Genomic DNA, 18069 nt, shown 5'->3' on the forward strand with positions numbered 1-18069 from the left:
TCAGCGCCACCAGCGGCGGCGCACCAGGATTAATCCCGCCAGCCCGACCCAGCCCAGGAGGCCTCCGATCGGGTTGGGATTGGCCCCGCCAGGACCCAAGAGCCAAACCGGCCCTGTCGCCGGCACGCTGATCAGGCCGGATTGCAGGGCAAACCAGCCCCCAACCAGTCCGCCGTGAAGTCCAACCGATCCCCAGAGCGCACCATGATCGGCCCGCCGTTGCAGCGCTAGGGCCAGCCCCAAGAGCGTCAGCCCTACCAGCAGACCAATCGCTTCGATCGCGGGCAGCTGGTACCAGGGATGCACCAGAGCAAAGAAGGCAGCCTGCAAGCAAATGGCCTGTTGACGGCCTGCCATCAGCTCCAATTCACCCCAGAGCCAACCACGAAAGAGCAGTTCCTCAGCGAATCCCAATCCAAGCAGCAGGGCGATGGCGTTAAGGAGTTGTCCGGCTGAAAGTTGCCCCTGCCATTGGCTTTGGCCACTGAGCAGTAGGACCACAACCACGCCAAAAAGAAGTGCAGCTGCCTTTAAGAATCCGCGAAGGAAGGCGCGTAGCCCCGCAGCGGCAGGGACGACAACCCCCAGCTTTTGCCAAGGATGTTCGACGCCCCAGCTGCGTCGCAATCGCCAAGGCAGGGTGAGCAACAGCAGCAGCAACGCCACCACCACTCCAGCCAGGTTCACCTGGTCCGGGCGCCATTGGGGGAAGATCAGCGCTAGAGGTCGTGCGCTCAGCCAACCCAGCCCGTAGAGCACCGGTACATAGAAGAGCGTTCCCCACCAGTGCAACGTTGATCTGGGGGGGGGCTGCATCAATCTTCTGGTTCGATGGTGCTGGTGAGGCCCTTGTTCTTCAAGGTTTCGCAGTAGAACTCTGCGGGCTCAATGTCGCAAACGATCACCAGACCGACCCCCGTGTTGTGGGTTTCCAGCATCACGGCCATCGCGTCCTGTTCACTGAGCTGGGGAACCACCTGCTGAAGCGTGACGACGACGTACTCCATGCTGTTAACAGGGTCGTTATGAAGCAAAACCTTGTAGCGGGGCGATGTCTTACGCACCCGCTCGGTTTGCTTATCAAGAACCGCAGCCCCACCGGGGCTACGGCTGGGTGTATCCACCATTGCCACTGATTCCCACTCCTTCCAATCTAGGAGTGATGAGGTCATAGGTTGCGGATGCGGGTCATCGCTTCGTCCACGTTGCTGCGGCTGTTGAAGGCGGAAAGGCGGAAATAGCCCTCTCCTGCAGCCCCGAAGCCACTGCCGGGAGTTCCCACCACGTTGGCCTTCTGAAGGAGGTGATCGAAGAAGCTCCAGGAGTCCATTCCGGAAGGGGTTTTCAGCCACACATAGGGCGCGTGCTGTCCTCCATGCACTTCGATGCCTGCGGCACTGAGCTCGCCCCGGATGATGGCAGCGTTCTCCATGTAAAAGCTCACAAGCGCCTTCACCTCCTGTTTCCCTGCGTCGGAATACACCGCTTCCGCACCGCGTTGAATGATGTAGCTCACACCGTTGAACTTGGTGCTCTGCCGACGGTTCCAAAGCCCCCAAAGCTCCACCTCTGAACCATCGTCGGCTTGGCCTTTGAGCCCTTTGGGAACAACGGTTAGGGCGCAACGGGTGCCTGTAAATCCGGCGTTTTTGGAGAAGGAGCGGAATTCGATCGCACACTCGCGAGCGCCCTCGATCTCATAGATGGAATGGGGTAGCTCGGGATCCTGAATGAAGGCTTCATAAGCGGCATCAAACAGAATCAAGGCTTTGTTGGCACGGGCGTAGTCCACCCACGCTTTGAGTTGAGCCTTCGTCGCGACAGCGCCCGTGGGGTTGTTGGGATAACAGAGATAGATCAGGTCCACAGGTTCACTGGGAATCTGCGCTGCAAAGCCGTTGTCGGCAGTGATCGGCAGGTAGGTGAGGCCGCCATAACGGCCGTCATCGCCTGCTTCGCCTGTGCGACCAGCCATCACATTGCTATCGACGTAGACCGGATACACCGGATCGGTGACTGCAATGCGGTTACCACTCCCGAGGATGTCGAGGATATTGCTGCTGTCGCATTTGGAGCCATCCGACACAAAGATCTCCTCTGCGCTGATCTCACAGCCCCTGGCTTGGAAGTCATCGCGGGCAATCGCCTCACGAAGCCAGGCATAACCCTGTTCTGGTCCATAGCCGTGGAACCCTTCCGCCGTCCCCATCTCGTCGATGGCTGATTTCATGGCGTTGCGACAGGCCAACGGTAGGGGCTCTGTGACGTCTCCGATGCCGAGACGAATCAGCTGGGCCCCGGGGTTGGCGCTGCTAAAGGCCTTCACCCTGCGGCCAATCTCCGGGAACAGATAACCCGCTTTGAGTTTCAGGTAATTGCCGTTGACCTTGACCACGAATGACTGGGGTTGCTGCGGGCATCCTGCTACATACGATGAAAGAAGCAGGGCCTGGTGGTCGTGATTGTCGCCCCGTCCCACTCGAAGCAGGATCCGGATCCCCACGCTGTCGTGGCGTTTGACCAGCTTGTGGATGCCTCAATCAATCGCCCCGCCCGCTACATGGGCCATGAGTTGGGGGTGGAGCCACGGGATTGGGAGGCGGCGCGGGTTCGCTGGGCTCTGACCTACCCCGAGATTTACGAGGTGGGCTCCAGCAACCTCGGCCACATCATTCTCTATTCCATCCTCAATGCTGTTCCCGGTCAGCTCTGTGATCGGGCCTATCTCCCGGAGGCTGATCTATCCGAGAGGCTGAAAGAGCGGAATCAAGCGCTGTTTGCGGTGGAGAGCAGGAGGCCGCTCCCCGCCTTCGACATTCTTGGCTTCAGCCTCAGTTACGAGCTGGGTGCGACCAACATTCTCGCCATGTTGGATTTGGCGAAAGTGCCGCTTTATGCGGCAGAGCGAGGCGACTTGCCCCTCTCTCACCCTGAGTCCCCGCCTCTGATTTTTGCTGGCGGTCCCACCGCCACCAGCAACCCTGAGCCCTATGCAGCTTTTTTCGACTTCATTGCTTTAGGGGACGGGGAGGAACTTCTCCCTGAGATTGGATTGGTGGTGGCCGAAGCCATAGCGGCGGGTTGGTCGCGAACGGACTTGCTCCGTGATCTGGCTCTTGTCCCAGGGGTTTATGTGCCCTCGCTCTATGGACTGGATCCGCAAGGGATCAGCGTGGCGCCGCTGGAGCCTGGTCTCCCGGCGCGCCCGTTGAGGCGCGTGGCCACTCCCATGCCACATTACGCGATGGGACTCGTTCCCCATGTCGAAACCGTGCATGACCGATTAACGGTGGAAATTCGGCGTGGCTGCACCCGCGGCTGTCGTTTTTGCCAACCGGGAATGCTGACGAGGCCAGCAAGAGACGTGGAGCCTGAGGCCGTCATTGAGGCGATTGAAACGGGAATGCAGCGAACGGGTTACAGCGACTTTTCGTTGCTGTCGTTGAGCTGCAGCGATTATTTGGCGTTGCCCGCTGTGGGCGTCGAGCTTCGTAACCGTCTCGCCGATCGCAATGTCACGCTTCAGTTGCCGAGTCAGCGGGTGGACCGGTTTGATGACGATATCGCTCACATTCTTGGGGGTTCCAGGCAGTCAGGGCTCACGTTTGCACCGGAAGCCGGCACCCAGCGGCTGAGAGACATTGTGAACAAAGGCCTGACGGATACCGACCTTGTGGATGGAATCCGCACGGCCATGCAGAACGGCTTCCGAAAGGTGAAGCTCTATTTCATGATCGGGCTGCCTGGTGAGACCGATGCCGATGTGCTCGGCATCGCCGAGACCTGTCGGATGTTGCTCGATCGCTGCCGCGATTTGGGTCGCCTCAATCTCAACATCACCATCAGTAATTTCACCCCAAAACCGCATACGCCGTTTCAGTGGCACAGCGTTTCGACGGCAGAGTTTTTAAGGCGTCAGCAGTTGCTTCGGGAGGCCGGGAAGCGCCTCCGTGGTGTCCGCTTCAACTTCACGGATGTGAGGCTCTCGGCCATGGAGGACTTCGTCGGTCGTGGGGATCGGAGCCTGGCGCCTGTCATCGAAGCGGCATGGCGTGCGGGGGCAGGGATGGATGCCTGGTTCGAGGCCCTCGATCGCACCTATGAGGCTTGGACGGGCGCGATTGCCGCAGCAGGCCTTGAAGGTCGCTACCGGGCTCTTGAGCTCGGCGGCTGGGGACGGGCGAATGCGCTCAGCGAGGAGGGGTTGGATGCCTTTTGTGCTCAGCCGCTGCCTTGGGATCACATCGATACCGGGATTGAGAAGCGCTGGTTGGCTGAAGACCTCAAGCGAGCGCTCGACGCGGCTGTGGTTCCGGATTGTTCGTTTGATGGATGCAGCAGTTGTGGGGTCTGTGGCCCTGACCTAGGCCACAACGTGGTGATTCCTGCTCCTGAGATCCCGGTTCAGAAGCCAAGGCAAGCTCCACCGAGTGATCGGGTCTGCCGGATCAGGTTTCGTTTCAGCAAAACAGGCGCGATGGCCCTGCTCAGCCATCTGGATTTGGTGCGCTTGTTTGAGCGTGCGCTTCGACGGGCTGAATTGCCGGTGAGTTTCACCGGTGGCTTTCACCCCCTTCCCCGGCTTCAGCTCGCCTTGGCGCTGCCACTAGGCGTGCAAGGGGAGGGGGAATGGATGGATTTGGAATTCATCGAACAGGTGGAGGCGCTTCAGGTTTTGAAGCGTTGGCAGCAGACCCTTCCGCCAGGTCTTGAGTTGATGGAGGCCCATGAAGTGCCCGTGTCTGGCCAGAGCCTCTCGCAGCAACTGGAAGCAGCCCGATGGAGCTTTGAGCTGAAACCTCAAGCGGGCGACCCTTCGATTTCGTTGGCGCGCTGGAAGCAGGGCGTGGATGATTTGTTGTCGCGTGACACGCTTGTTTGGCATGACACCGATAAAAAAGGTCGTCCTCGTCAGCGCGATTGCAGACCTGCTTTAGAGAGGCTTGAGATTGTTGCCCCAGGCAATGGAGGCTTGGTTGATGGAGGGTTGGCTGATGGGGTGACGCTTGCCTTCTTCGCCCATATCGATAACCAAGGACGGAGCCTGAAGCCCGCTCAGTTGCAGCACTGGTTGTCTGAAGCCTTGGAGCAGTCTTTACATCTTCACAATGTTCGGCGCCTCGAGTTACGGCTTGTGCGGTGCTAAATTGATAACAAGACGACAATCCACGGGCCTGCGCCACGGTTTCGTCCCGACCTTCTTGCTCCCACATCTTGCGGAATAAGAGGCCAGAGCCTCCCGTTTCAAACAATTCTCAGGCATTGCAGTCGAGCTCCAAATCAAAGGAGTTATTCACTCCGAATGTTTAGGCCGAATCGGTCACCTGAATTCATTCCAATCCCGTGCGACATGCCGGCTGGCTGTTGATCGGGTTCCAATCCTGACGGGCGTCGTCAGTCATTGTTTATGCCCCAACAAATTGTTATTGCTGAGCAACTGCGCATTGCCGCAGTTCTCACAGATGAGTGTGTTGATGAATTAATCGTTGCCCAAGGGCGTTACCAGATCGGTGATGTCTATTTGGGCACCGTTGAAAATGTTCTTCCAGGGATTGATGCTGCTTTCGTCAATATTGGGGAAAGCGAAAAAAATGGCTTCATTCATGTCACCGACTTAGGCCCTTTGCGCCTTAAAAAAGGTGCCGCCGGCATTACAGAACTGCTCGAACCACGCCAAAAAGTGCTGGTTCAGGTGATGAAGGAGCCCACGGGCACCAAAGGTCCACGCTTGACAGGCAATCTGGCGCTGCCAGGTCGGTACCTGGTGCTTCAACCCAGTGGTCAGGGAGTCAATATCTCCAGGCGCATCGGTTCAGAAGGAGAGCGGAACAGGTTGCGTGCGCTTGGTGTGTTGGTGAAGCCCCCAGGTGCGGGGCTGCTGATTCGTACGGAAGCCGATGGAATCAGCGAAGAATTGCTGATTGACGACCTCGAATCGCTGTTACGTCAATGGGAGGCGATCCAAAAAGCGGCTGAGACGGCGTCCCCTCCGGTGCTTCTCAACCGCGATGAGGATTTTATTCATCGCATTCTTCGCGATCACACCGGCTTGGATTTGGAGCGTGTGGTGGTGGAGTCTTCCGCTGCTGTGGAGCGGGTGCGCTCGTTCCTCGGAGAGGAGGGAAGTCATGTCGTGGTGGAGGCCCACCCCGAGCCCTCTGAGCTGCTCGAGCACTACAAAGTCAATGGCGCCATTCGTGATGCCCTCAAGCCAAGGGTTGATCTCCCCTCTGGTGGCTACGTGATCATCGAGCCCACCGAGGCGCTCACGGTGATTGATGTGAACTCTGGTTCGTTTACCCGCTCGGCGAATGCCAGGGAAACGGTGCTCTGGACCAACTGCGAGGCGGCCATTGAGATCGCGCGGCAGTTGCGTTTGCGCAACATCGGTGGGGTGATCATCGTCGACTTCATCGACATGGACTCCCGTCGTGATCAGTTGCAGTTGTTGGAGCATTTCACCAGCGCGATTCGTGATGATGCCGCTCGCCCTCAAATTGCCCAGCTCACAGAACTCGGTCTTGTGGAGCTGACGCGCAAGCGTCAGGGCCAAAATATTTATGAGCTGTTCGGGCGAGCCTGCCCCAGCTGCGGGGGGCTTGGCCATGTTGCCGTGCTTCCTGGAAAGGATCTGATGCAGCCTCTCGCCACCGCCACGGGGATGGTGCGCTCTGCAGCGTCAGCGCGTGCTGAAGTCCCTCAGTCTGGAGAGGCCTCGAATGCCCGACGTCGTCGCGGTGGCCGAGGGAAGGTTGTGGCGGCTTCTGGTCCTGTCGATAGCAGCGATGCGCCTTTGGATGAGGTGGAGATTGCAAGCGCTGCATCGACGCCTGCTGCCATTGAGCCCGCAAGCGTGAGCCGACGTCAGGATCCTGAGCTGGTTGCGGTTCCTATGGATGAAGAGGAAGAGCAGGTCTACGGATGGCTCGGCCTGAATCCCGGCTTACTGCTGGAGTCTCAGCCCGAGCTGGACAACCTGATGGTGCGCATCGTTCGTCCCGGCGAAGACGCAGAGCAGGTGCTTGAGCAGGCTCGACAGCAAATGTTGGCGAACGCAGGTCGCCGCCGCCGCCGTGGGCCGAGGGGAAATGGTCGTAGCGCAAGTCCTGGCACGGGCCGTCCCGTTGCTTCAGTTGCTGGAGACGATTCAGCACCCACAACCGTCGTCACTCCCCTAGAGCCGGACGACCATTCACAACCGTTGCTTGTGGAGATCACGCCTTTGATTGAGACCCCACGACTGGAGATCTCAACTGAGCCGGAAGCTGTCTCCGTTGTGGAATCTGTCTCTGTATCCATTTCTGAACCGGTCGCTAGCTCTGAGCCGGAGGTCAGAGCTGAGCCCGCAGACTCCTCTGATTCAAGGCCTGGTCGCCGTCGTCGTCGTTCGTCTGCATCGACTTCCGATATCGACTAACGGGTGGTGTCAGGTTCGATGGTCGACGGCGATGGCCTGGGCATCGCTGGGGTGGATGAAGTGGGTCGAGGCTGCTTGTTTGGGCCCGTCTTCGCGGCGGCCGTTGTGTTGAGCGATCAAGCCGCAGCGCATTTGCAAGCGGCTGGCCTCACCGATAGCAAGGCATTAACACCGCGTCGTCGCGCCGCACTCGTTCCTCTGATTGAGGAGCATGCCCACGCTTGGGGATTGGGTCAAAGCTCTGCTCGGGCGATTGATCACTACGGCATTCGCACCGCGACGGAGCAGGCCATGTTGTGTGCTCTGCAGCGACTGCCCAGCCCGCCCCAGCTGGTCCTTGTGGATGGAGTGCTCCCGTTGCGTTTGTGGGCGGGCTCTCAACGCACCATCGTGCGTGGGGACAGCAGTCATGCAGCCATAGCTGCTGCGAGTGTGTTGGCAAAAGAGGCTCGCGACGCTTTGCTTCGGCGCCTGTCCCATCGATTTCCAGGGTATGGACTGGAGCGACATGCCGGATATGGAACGGCTCAACATCGAGCAGCGCTGCTGGCGGGTGGCCCAACCCCCCTGCATCGGCACTCGTTCTTGAGGAAGCTATTCGCTACCGGGTAGGGCGGACTCACTGGCGGGAGGGCTGTCCAAATCCTTGGCCCAAGACTGAAAATCAGCCACCAACTGACGACCTACTCGGCCTTTGATCGTGAGCAGAATTCCATTCAAGATGGACTCCCCGGTGCTCTCCAACACGCGCTTGGGAATAAGGCGTAGCAGGGGAGGCTGGCTGACTTCCACGCTCAACATGGCCTCCCCTTGCAGTCCCCTTGGAGTGGCTTCGAGCAAGGCTTCAAGGCTCAGTTGAAAATCATCCACTAATCCCAAACCCTCGAGGTCCGCATCAAGAGCTCGGATCCGCAGTTGTCCGCTCACTTCATCGACTTCTAGCGACACCACTGGTTTGACATGCAGTTGGAACACATTGAGTGTTGTCACGGTGTAGCGATAGTGCCCCGGTGCCAAGGCGGTGAGCTGGCTGGGGTCGAGCAACGCTTTGACAACGCGGTCGTGCTCATGCAAATAAGCCCGCAGACGTTCTGACTCATCTGCGATGGGTAGATCGAGATGCTGACTGGCTCGAAAGGCCAGGGGCATGACCGTGTCCTGACGCGGCATGATCCTATCGATCGATGTGTGTCTTGATCCGATGCCGATGCGTGTGGCTTTTCTCGGGCCGGAAGGGACCTATGGGGAGCGGGCTGCTCGCAGCCTCATGAAACTTGAGGCGATCGAGAATCCAGAACTGGTGGCATGTTCGGGGCTTCGGTCCGTGGTGGAGCATGTTGCCGATGGTCGCTGCGAATCGGCCGTCGTGCCTGTGGAGAACTCCGTTGAGGGGGGGGTTACGGCAAGCCTTGACGCTCTCTGGTCTTATTCGAACTTGAGAATTCGTCGCGCTGTTGTCCTGCCGATTCGTCATGCGCTGCTGAGCAGCGGCTCTCTTGAGGGAATTTCGGAGGTCTTGTCCCATCCCCAAGCTTTAGCCCAATGCAGCGGCTGGTTGGCGCGTCACCTACCGCAGGCTGTGCAGCTTCCAGCCAGCTCCACCGCTGAAGCGGCCAGGATGGTGCGAGGCAGTCACTTCCGAGCAGCCATTGCCGATCGCTCCTTAGCGGGGCAGCAGGGACTCCAGGAGTTGGCCTATCCAGTGAATGATGTCCCCGGCAACCGCACTCGCTTCTTGTTGCTTCAGAACGGTGAGGTGAGTTGCGAGGGAGATATTGCCAGTCTTGCCTTTTCACTGCATCAAAATGCTCCTGGGGCGTTGATTGAGGCCTTGGAAGCAATCGCCCAGCTCGGACTGAACATGAGCCGAATTGAATCGCGTCCCTCGAAGCGTGAGCTTGGTGAATATGTGTTTTTTGTGGATGTGGAGCTGCCGGGGCAAAAAACGGCTGAGTACCTCGACAAGCTGACCACAAGCCTTCAGCCGCTGTGTGAACACCTTCTCCAATTCGGGGCTTATCCCAGTTCCGTGTTGGAGTGATCTCAACAGCTTGCGTTCAAAAGCTTGCTCTCAAGCGTGATCAGTTTTAAACACACCGAATTGCATCATTCCTCGGGCAAAAGCCCAACGCATTAAGAGCAGCGTTGGTGTTTCGCGTAGGCCCTGCAGAACGGCCTTAGGGCCAAGGCGGAGAATCGCATTGGGCCTGCGAATCCCCTCAAGGATGGAGTCACTCCAAGAGGGCAAGGTGGCGTCTGTCCAATCGTCGGTGCTGATCGTGCCGCGTTGATGGGGGCTGATTTCAAGGTTCTGACGAAAACCGCGGATGCTGGCGAATTCAGGATGCGCCCACTGCGTGAGCAGTTGATGCATCACCCAGCGTTCGCGTCGGTCAAGGGCACCATCCACTGGATCGCGACGGTTCCAGTCGGCTACGGCCAGGCGACCGCCAGGTTTCAGGACGCGTAGGAGTTCGTCGGCGAACCTCTGCTTGTCGGGCATGTGAGGACCGGCCTCGACACTCCAAACGGCGTCAAACGTTTGATCCTCAAGCTGCAGGTTGAGGGCATCCATGACGGCGAAGCGACAGGACAATGTGTCGGGGGTGAGCTGGGTGGCTCGGTTGATCTGAGCCGGGCTGATGCTGATCCCCAAGACATCTAAACCGTAGTCACGGGAAAGGATCCTGGCGCTTCCTCCGATACCGCAACCCACATCCAAGACGCGGGATCCCGGGGGTAATTGATCGAAGCCACTCCATCGGACCAACTCATGAACGAAGTCGGCTTTGGCCTGCCTGAAGTCTCGAGGCTTTGCTGGGGTTCCGTAGTGCCCAAGATGAACATGCTCACCCCACAGCGATTCCAGTAACTGGTCATCGGTCCAAGCGTCGTAGGCGGCGGCAACGCTCTCACTGGAGTGATAGGCGCGGTTGCGTCGATTCCAAAGCTGGTAGGCGCAACCCAAGAGCAGCAAAGCGGCTGCTGTTGGTATGAGGACTGTCGTTGAAGGCATTAACCATTGCTCGGATCGGTCTCTGACAGGGTGTCGCGTAAAACTGTGCGGGCAGCGAGCTGACGTCGGGTCTCGTCCAACATTTCGAACTCCTGCTCCAGGCGCGCGCGTGCTGGTGAGCTCTAAGAGATCCTGTTGTTGGTCGGCGACTGGACCCCCTAGGTGTGCTCCAATCCAAAACGAGAGCTCGCGTGGAAGGTCTGGAAGGTCGTCAGGGAGTGAAGATTTGGAGTCGGTCAGTTTGCCCGTCAGTTCGACCACATCTTTCAACGCTTGCGTCACGGTCGCCGCTAAAGACTCCAATTCGCTGGTGTTGTCGACCGGCTCGTCTTCGATCCAGCTGACCATTGCTGAGCGAAAGGGGGTCTCCCTGGTGACGTTGAGGACGCGAAAACGCTGTTGTCCAAGGGTCACAATGTTGCTGCGGCCATCGTCTCCGGATTGATGCTGAATCACCTCAGCGCAACAGCCAACAGCGGCCATTGTTTGTTGATTTGGATCCCAACGCACGACTCCAAATCGACGATCCGTTTCCAGGACGCTCTGCAACATCATTCGGTAACGCGACTCGAAGATATGCAGCGGCAGAACGTCGCTTGGGAAAAGAACCACATCCGGCAGAGGAAACAGAGGGAGTTCTCTGACGGACAGATCAACCACGCAGGATTTAAGCGAAGACCGAAATACTAGGCAGCTGATCGTGGTATGGGGCCTCGATCAGAGCTTGACCTCGATGTCGACTCCACTGGGGAGGTCGAGCTTCATGAGCGCGTCGATGGTCTTCGCAGAAGGGCTGTAAATATCGATGATGCGTCGATGGGTCCGCGTTTCAAAGTGCTCGCGTGAATCCTTATCCACGTGGGGTGAGCGCAGAACGCAATAAATTTTCCGCTTCGTTGGCAGTGGAATCGGGCCAATGGCCGTTGCTGCCGTGTTGTCGGCAGTCTCAATAATTTTGTCGCAGGAGAGATCCAGCATGCGGCGATCAAACGCCTTGAGGCGAATGCGAATCTTTTGCTGAGCGATTGCGGTGGACATGGAAGCGCGAGAAAGTCCCTAAAAGAGACGGAGAGGATGGATTTTCGAGGTTCGGACAGCAAGAGCTCCAGAGGTTGGAGCTCTTGCACTCAAGAACTGTAAGGGACGGCCTCAACGCAGTCAGGCTGTCCCTTACAGGGATTGAGCATTAGGTCATTCGACGATCTTGGAGACCACGCCAGCACCGATGGTGCGACCACCTTCGCGGATCGCGAAGCGCATGCCCAATTCCATGGCAACGGGGCAGATCAACTCACCAGTCATCTGGATGTTGTCACCAGGCATCACCATTTCAACGTTGGAGCCATCTTCCGCTGTGAATGCGGTGATCTGGCCGGTCACGTCCGTGGTACGGATATAGAACTGCGGGCGGTAGCCAGCAAAGAAAGGAGTGTGGCGACCACCTTCTTCTTTCTTGAGAACGTAAACCTGGCCCTCAAACTTGGTGTGAGGAGTGATCGAGCCGGGCTTCACAAGCACCATGCCGCGCTCGATGTCTTCCTTCTGAATGCCGCGAAGCAGAAGCCCCACGTTGTCGCCGGCCATGCCCTCATCGAGCAATTTGCGGAACATCTCCACACCAGTAACGGTGGTTTTGCGGGGCTCTCGAATGCCCACGACTTCGACTTCTTCGCCAACTTTGACGATGCCGCGTTCGATACGACCCGTTGCGACGGTGCCGCGTCCAGTGATGGAGAACACATCTTCGATGGCCATCAGGAATGGCTTATCGACTTCACGCTCGGGTTCGGGGATGCTTGCATCCACCGCTGCCATCAACTCTTCAATTTTGGCTTCCCATTCTGCTTCGCCTTCAATGGCTTTCAGGCCAGAGACTTGAACAACAGGGATGTCGTCGCCAGGGAAGTCGTAGCTGGACAGCAACTCGCGGATCTCGAGTTCAACGAGTTCGATGATTTCCTCGTCGTCGACCATGTCGCACTTGTTCAGTGCAACAACCAAGGCGGGAACGCCAACTTGCTTGGCGAGAAGGATGTGCTCCTTGGTTTGGGCCATAGGACCGTCGGTGGCTGCGCACACAAGGATGGCGCCATCCATCTGAGCAGCACCCGTAATCATGTTCTTCACGTAGTCCGCGTGACCAGGGCAGTCAACGTGGGCGTAGTGGCGGGTATCGGTTTCGTACTCAACGTGAGCAGTATTGATGGTGATGCCACGCTCGCGCTCCTCAGGAGCACCATCAATGTCGGCATAGTTTTGAATCTCAGCCTGACCTTTCTTGGCGAGCACATTTGTGATCGCAGCGGTGAGGGTGGTTTTGCCGTGGTCAACGTGGCCAATGGTACCGATGTTGACGTGGGGCTTGTTCCTTTCGAACTTCTCGCGAGCCATTTTGGTAAAGAATCTAGGGTTGAATTAAGGAAGTGTAGAGATCAGGAATTGCCCTGATTCTTGGAGATGATGGCCTCAGCGACATTGCGAGGAACATCCTCGTAATGACTGAACTCCATCGAGAAAATACCCCGACCCTGGGTCATGGATCGGAGTTCGGTGGCATAGCCGAACATCTCGGCCAAGGGCACCTTGGAAGAGACTTTAGACGTTCCGTCGTCGACGGATTGGCCCTCCACCTGTCCCCTGCGGGAGGACAGGTCGCCGATGACCGAACCGAGGAAATCCTCGGGGACTTCGACTTCGACCTTCATCATCGGCTCAAGAAGCACAGGGTTGCACTTCTTGACCGCATCCTTGAAGGCCATAGAGCCAGCAATCTTAAATGCCATCTCCGACGAGTCCACATCGTGGTACGAACCATCAATAATCGTGCATTTGACATCAATCAGGGGATAACCAGCAATCACGCCTGACTCGCAGGTCTCCTTCATGCCTTGCTCTGCTGGCTTGATGTACTCCTTGGGTACGGTGCCACCAACAACTTTGTTGATGAATTCAAATCCTGATTCAGGTTCGCCGGGCTCCATTTCGATGACAACGTGACCGTATTGGCCCTTACCACCGGTTTGACGGGAGAACTTCCCTTCCCCTTTCGATGAACCACGAATGGTTTCTCGATAAGACACCTGAGGAGCGCCGATATTGGCTTCCACCTTGAATTCGCGAAGCATGCGATCCACCAGGATTTCGAGGTGGAGTTCGCCCATGCCCGCAATCACGGTTTGACCTGTTTCCTGATCGGTACGAACGCGGAAAGTGGGGTCTTCTTCGGCCAATGAAACCAAGGCTTTGGAGAGTTTCTCCATGTCGCCTTTGGTTTTGGGCTCCACCGCAACGGAGATCACGGGCTCAGGAACGAACAGCGTTTCCAGAACAATCGGATCGTCTGTTGCGCAGAGGGTGTCTCCAGTGGTTGTGTTCTTGAGGCCCAGAACGGCGCCAAGATCGCCAGCACGCAAGGCATCAACTTCTTCGCGGTCATCGGCTTTAAGCACGACGAGGCGGGAAATTCGTTCCTTGGTGTCTTTGGTGGAATTCAACACGTAGCTTCCTTTCTCAAGGACGCCTGAGTACATCCGCACAAAGGTGAGTTTCCCGTAGGGATCAGCCATCACCTTGAAGGCCAAAGCGCTGAAGGGTGCGTTGTCGTCAGACGGACGAACGGCTTCCTTCCCATTGGGGAGAAGGCCTTGAATGGGTGGCACATCGATCGGTGCTGGCAGGTAATCGATAACAGCATCGAGAACCAGTTGCACGCCTTTGTTTTTAAAGGCTGAGCCACAAAGAACAGGAACCAATCCGTGCTTAAGAACGCCAGTACGAATCCCTTGCTTGAGTTCGGAATTGGAAAGTTCACCTGATTCGAGGAACTTTTCGATCAGTTCTTCATCGGTTTCGGCAACAGTTTCCATCAGAACATTGCGCCAATTGTCTATCTCCTCTTTCATGTTGGCCGGAACATCGGTGATTTCGATGTCTTGGCCTAAGTCATCCTTATAGATATGCGCCTTGTTTTCAACGAGGTCGATGATTCCGCTGAGCTCGCCTTCGGCTCCGATTGGAAGCTGAATAGGAACCGCATTGGCTTTGAGGCGATCCTTGATTTGGCCGTGGACCTTCAAGAAGTCGGCACCCGTGCGGTCCATCTTGTTGACGAACACCATGCGCGGCACGGAATAACGGTCGGCTTGGCGCCACACCGTTTCCGATTGCGGTTGGACCCCGCCAACGGCGCAAAAGACTGCGATAACACCATCGAGAACGCGCATGGAGCGTTCCACTTCGATGGTGAAGTCAACGTGTCCAGGGGTATCAATAATATTGATCCGGTGATCATTCCAGCTGGTGGAAATAGCAGCGGCAGTAATAGTGATCCCACGCTCACGCTCCTGGGCCATCCAGTCGGTTACTGCGGCACCGTCATGCACCTCACCAATTTTGTGCACCACACCGGAGTAGAACAGAATCCTCTCAGTGGTGGTTGTTTTACCAGCGTCAATATGGGCTGCAATACCAATATTTCTGACGCGTTCCAGGGGAAAGTCGCGTGCCACAGGATACTCCGGGGTGGGGCGTTAAAAGCAAATGTGACTCTACATGTCAACCTGAGTAAATCAGGTTGACTGAAGATCAGTAGCGATAGTGGGCGAAAGCTTTGTTCGCTTCGGCCATCTTGTGGGTTTCTTCCCGCTTTCGGACGGCACTACCAGCTTCGTTCGCGGCGTCCATTAATTCGCCAGCAAGTTTCTGGGCCATGCTGCGACCGTTACGCGCTCTTGAGAAATTCACGAGCCAACGCAGAGCCATCGCAGTGCCCCGCTCTTGGCGAACTTCCATCGGAACCTGATAGGTCGCACCACCAACGCGGCGAGCACGAACTTCAACGAGTGGAGTCGCATTCTTGACTGCCGTTTCGAACAGTTCGACGGGATCACCACCAGTGCGTTCACCGATCAATCCAAAAGCATCAGAAAGAATGCGTTGGGCGGTGGACTTTTTTCCATGCTTCATCAACCGAGCCACCATCATCGTGGCGAGGCGATTGTTGAATTGTGGATCCGGAAGGATCGGACGCTTGACTGCTGCGTTACGGCGTGACATGAACCGTTAGGTGTGGAGAAACAGAGTGAGAAAAGTGGAAAGAGTGAAGATCACTCTTTGGGCGCTTTGGCGCCGTACTTTGAACGGGATTGACGGCGGTCCTTAACACCAGCGGTGTCCAAGGTTCCGCGAATGATGTGGTAACGAACACCAGGAAGATCCTTGACCCTTCCTCCACGGATGAGGACCACAGAGTGCTCTTGGAGATTATGGCCAATGCCACCGATGTAAGCAGTGACCTCGAACCCGGACGTGAGGCGTACACGGGCCACTTTGCGTAGAGCCGAATTCGGCTTCTTCGGAGTGGAGGTATACACGCGGGTGCATACACCCCGTCGCTCCGGGCAAGCCCTAAGCGCAGGAGATTTGGTTTTCGCCTTGAGGGTCTGACGCTCGTGACGGATTAGTTGCTGGATGGTTGGCATCGACGGTCGGGATGCGGCCGGAGACCCGACCTAGTTCGACAATCCGTCACCATACTGGTTCGTCTGACCTTTTCCCCTTAGCAGCGGGAAAAAGCGCTTCCGCAGAGACAGCAACGCACGTTCTCTTGGGGGCTGATCAGAAAGCCACCACCACTCAGATCACCGCGGTAATCAAGGCACAGACCCTCTAGAAGATGGAGTTGCTCCTCTGGAGCGTGAAGCGTGACTCCATCGGCTCGTGCCATGGCAATCCCTGCGAGGTGTCCGGGTCGCAGGCGGATCACGTGTTGTTCGCAGCTGCCGGATACCAAGTCCAAATGCATCAACCCTGGTGTCCCTGCTACCGCTGCCTGACGACCAAGTTCCGCTGCAGCGGAGGCGCTGATGGAGAACGTGGCGCCCATAACCATTCGCATCAATGAATTCAGTTTGCCAGCACCTTGGATTGATCACTGATCAATCCAAGACCGTTTTGCACGCGAGGCGTGATGCCCCGGCCGGTCATCACGGTTGTATTGGCGATGAGCATGGTGGTTGAGCCTCCTCCGTCGAGATTGAGCGCGTCCCTCAGCCCCAGTTGACTCAGCGCCAAACTCGTTTCAATGAGAGTGGGATCGCTGCCATTCGCGCCTTTGACGGCGAGGAGCCAAATCCGCTCGCTGTCTTGCGCCACAACGGTGCGAGGTGCTGAAACGGCCAGGAAGCCAGGACTAAAGCCCTCCTGACGGCCGTTTAGGACAACCCTGCCCATTTGCAGCAGAAGGGGCCCTCCCCCCATCACTTGAGGGAGTTCACCTAAGGGGTTTGAGCTGCGCATGTTGATGGTCACTTCATCCCCGATCTGTGCGGGGAGTGCAGCCCCCCCACGCGCCACGATCAGGTCTCCTTTTAAGGGCAAAGGCACACCGCGAACGAGCGAGGCTTGGTCGTACACCGCATCGACGCGTCCTTCGCTGAGTATCAACGCCTGCTCTTCTCCACTCAGCGCGCGATACGTTGGCCCCCAGGCTCGGGTGTAGCGACTGAGTCCGCGTTGCACATACCCGCTATTCAGCATCCCGAGAGGCCATCTCCGTCGTCCAACCACCGTCATCTCTTGGATCAACTGCAGGCGTCCAAACATCAGCGGGCCGCTGCGCTTCCAGCCAATGGCGCCTCGGTTGAGGATCGGGCCTGAGAGCCACTCATTGTTGAGTCGAACAGCGCCAAGGGGGAGTTGGCGAACCCTGTTGAAAAAGCCTCCATTCACTGCCACAAGCGCGTTGGCAGGTTGCGCCAACTGATTGAGGTAGCGCAATCCTGGTTGGGCATGGCTGGGGGCAAGCGGGCGTAAAAGGAGATCTGAGCTGTTGTGCTGAACTCCTGCTCGGTACAGCCGAATGGGTTTGACGCCGACTTGAACGACGCGCTGATCAAGAACCAACCCTTTCTTGATCAGGTCTTGCATCTCTGGGGCAAGCAGCGCGATTTGAAAGGCTTGGCTCTGTCGCTGTTTTGTCGAAGACTTTGCGGGGGTGATGCCATCCAGCACGACCCGCCATGGGTCTTTCAGGGTCAAGGTGGAAAGCCTGCTGGATTGACCCAGAAGCTTCAGCCCACTCCTGTCTCGTCGTGTTTTCAAGCCAAGTCTGCGCAGTTGGCTTTCCTGAAGAGGCGTGACCTTCACTTGCAGAAGGAGATCATCGCCCTGGCGTTGAACGAGAGCAGGCCCACTGAGGTCCAGCACAAGACGGTTGGCGCTGCTTCCCTTGCCTTGTCTGAGCTTTTTCAGATGGGGTTTGGGCAGGTCCACCCTCAGCGTGCTCTTGGCTCGGTTCACTTGAACCCCCATCGCGTTCAACCAGGGCAGGGCATCGAGGGCGACTTCATCCCCGATGGTGCGTTGTTGCAAGCCGCTTAAAGGCCGTTGAAAGCCGTACCAATCAAGAAATTCTTCTCCGACATCCGCTTGGCGCTGGAATCCCATCTGGCCCACAAGCAGATCAAGAGGCAACCAGAGCCGCGTGGGACGCGTCGCTCCCTGGCCCTGCCACAGCCACGAGCTCGAGGTGTCGATGCCGCCGATTGTTAGGCGATCTCCACTGAACTGATCAGTGACGCGAACCTCCGCAATCGGCGCTGGCGGCGGAGGTGGCATTGCTGCATCCATATCTCGA

16 protein-coding genes and 1 pseudogene are annotated in these 18069 nt (G+C 57.4%); 4 read left to right on the plus strand and 13 right to left on the minus strand.

All coding sequences use genetic code 11. From position 1 onward, the window contains the following. Genes SynROS8604_RS02495 through SynROS8604_RS02505 form a run of 3 tightly spaced genes read right to left on the minus strand, consistent with a single transcriptional unit; the run spans window position 1 to window position 2395 of the window. Complete coding sequence (locus tag SynROS8604_RS02495) at window positions 1–816, minus strand: CPBP family intramembrane glutamic endopeptidase (RefSeq protein WP_186545026.1); 816 nt, start codon at window positions 814–816, stop codon at window positions 1–3. Next, on the minus strand, window positions 816–1127 hold the full coding sequence (clpS, locus tag SynROS8604_RS02500; protein WP_006854765.1) for an ATP-dependent Clp protease adapter ClpS: 312 nt from the start codon (window positions 1125–1127) through the stop codon (window positions 816–818). The genes SynROS8604_RS02495 and clpS overlap by 1 nt, the downstream gene beginning before the upstream one ends. A gap of 41 nt (window positions 1128–1168) precedes the next feature. Beyond that, window positions 1169–2395, minus strand: a complete 1227-nt coding sequence (locus SynROS8604_RS02505; protein WP_186545027.1) for an LL-diaminopimelate aminotransferase — start codon at window positions 2393–2395, stop codon at window positions 1169–1171. Window positions 2396–2560: 165 nt separating this feature from the next. Between SynROS8604_RS02505 and SynROS8604_RS02510 the strand changes: the two genes are divergently transcribed. The 3 genes from SynROS8604_RS02510 to SynROS8604_RS02520 all read left to right on the plus strand — a co-directional run bounded on the left by SynROS8604_RS02510 (window position 2561) and on the right by SynROS8604_RS02520 (window position 8029). Next, complete coding sequence (locus SynROS8604_RS02510; protein WP_255445271.1) at window positions 2561–5146, plus strand: TIGR03960 family B12-binding radical SAM protein; 2586 nt, start codon at window positions 2561–2563, stop codon at window positions 5144–5146. Between the two features lie 261 nt (window positions 5147–5407). After that, window positions 5408–7417, plus strand: coding sequence for an Rne/Rng family ribonuclease (locus SynROS8604_RS02515; protein WP_186545028.1), 2010 nt, complete (start codon window positions 5408–5410; stop codon window positions 7415–7417). 18 nt (window positions 7418–7435) lie between these two features. After that, a complete protein-coding gene (locus tag SynROS8604_RS02520; protein ID WP_186545765.1) occupies window positions 7436–8029 on the plus strand; it encodes a ribonuclease HII in 594 nt (197 codons plus the stop codon). Here SynROS8604_RS02520 and SynROS8604_RS02525 read toward each other — a convergent pair. Then, window positions 8012–8587 (minus strand): DUF1997 domain-containing protein, encoded by a 576-nt coding sequence (locus SynROS8604_RS02525; RefSeq protein WP_186545029.1) that lies wholly within the window; start codon window positions 8585–8587, stop codon window positions 8012–8014. The two genes, SynROS8604_RS02520 and SynROS8604_RS02525, sit on opposite strands and share 18 nt — an antisense overlap. Before the next feature lie 31 nt (window positions 8588–8618). Here SynROS8604_RS02525 and pheA point away from each other — a divergent pair, with 31 nt between their 5' ends. Then, window positions 8619–9458, plus strand: a complete 840-nt coding sequence (gene pheA, locus SynROS8604_RS02530; protein WP_186545766.1) for a prephenate dehydratase — start codon at window positions 8619–8621, stop codon at window positions 9456–9458. 30 nt (window positions 9459–9488) lie between these two features. Here pheA and SynROS8604_RS02535 read toward each other — a convergent pair whose 3' ends face one another. The 9 genes and pseudogenes from SynROS8604_RS02535 to SynROS8604_RS02575 all read right to left on the minus strand — a co-directional run bounded on the left by SynROS8604_RS02535 (window position 9489) and on the right by SynROS8604_RS02575 (window position 18050). Continuing rightward, entirely contained in the window at window positions 9489–10433 is a 945-nt protein-coding gene (locus SynROS8604_RS02535) for a methyltransferase domain-containing protein (RefSeq protein ID WP_186545030.1), read from the minus strand. Then, window positions 10433–11093: pseudogene (locus SynROS8604_RS02540) on the minus strand (LON peptidase substrate-binding domain-containing protein). The gene SynROS8604_RS02535 and the pseudogene SynROS8604_RS02540 overlap by 1 nt, the downstream one beginning before the upstream one ends. Window positions 11094–11150: 57 nt before the next feature. Continuing rightward, a complete protein-coding gene (rpsJ, locus tag SynROS8604_RS02545; protein WP_006042265.1) occupies window positions 11151–11471 on the minus strand; it encodes a 30S ribosomal protein S10 in 321 nt (106 codons plus the stop codon). A gap of 153 nt (window positions 11472–11624) precedes the next feature. Then, window positions 11625–12824 carry an elongation factor Tu gene (tuf, locus tag SynROS8604_RS02550; protein ID WP_186545031.1) on the minus strand — a complete coding sequence of 400 codons (1200 nt, stop codon included), beginning with the start codon at window positions 12822–12824 and terminating at the stop codon, window positions 11625–11627. 41 nt (window positions 12825–12865) lie between these two features. Beyond that, window positions 12866–14941: an elongation factor G gene (gene fusA, locus SynROS8604_RS02555; protein ID WP_186545032.1), complete on the minus strand. Its 2076-nt coding sequence runs from the start codon at window positions 14939–14941 to the stop codon at window positions 12866–12868. Window positions 14942–15017: 76 nt separating this feature from the next. Further along, complete coding sequence (rpsG, locus tag SynROS8604_RS02560; protein WP_006854776.1) at window positions 15018–15488, minus strand: 30S ribosomal protein S7; 471 nt, start codon at window positions 15486–15488, stop codon at window positions 15018–15020. 50 nt (window positions 15489–15538) lie between these two features. Next, window positions 15539–15913, minus strand: coding sequence for a 30S ribosomal protein S12 (gene rpsL, locus SynROS8604_RS02565; RefSeq protein ID WP_011618355.1), 375 nt, complete (start codon window positions 15911–15913; stop codon window positions 15539–15541). 77 nt (window positions 15914–15990) lie between these two features. Next, the gene (locus tag SynROS8604_RS02570) at window positions 15991–16317 is read right to left on the minus strand and encodes an AIR synthase (protein ID WP_186545767.1); all 327 of its coding nucleotides are present in this window, start codon (window positions 16315–16317) and stop codon (window positions 15991–15993) included. Between the two features lie 20 nt (window positions 16318–16337). Next, window positions 16338–18050, minus strand: a complete 1713-nt coding sequence (locus SynROS8604_RS02575) for a phosphodiester glycosidase family protein (protein ID WP_255445158.1) — start codon at window positions 18048–18050, stop codon at window positions 16338–16340. Window positions 18051–18069 lie beyond the last annotated feature (19 nt).

This window comes from Synechococcus sp. ROS8604 (assembly GCF_014279655.1).
Taxonomy (GTDB): Bacteria; Cyanobacteriota; Cyanobacteriia; order PCC-6307; family Cyanobiaceae; genus Synechococcus_C.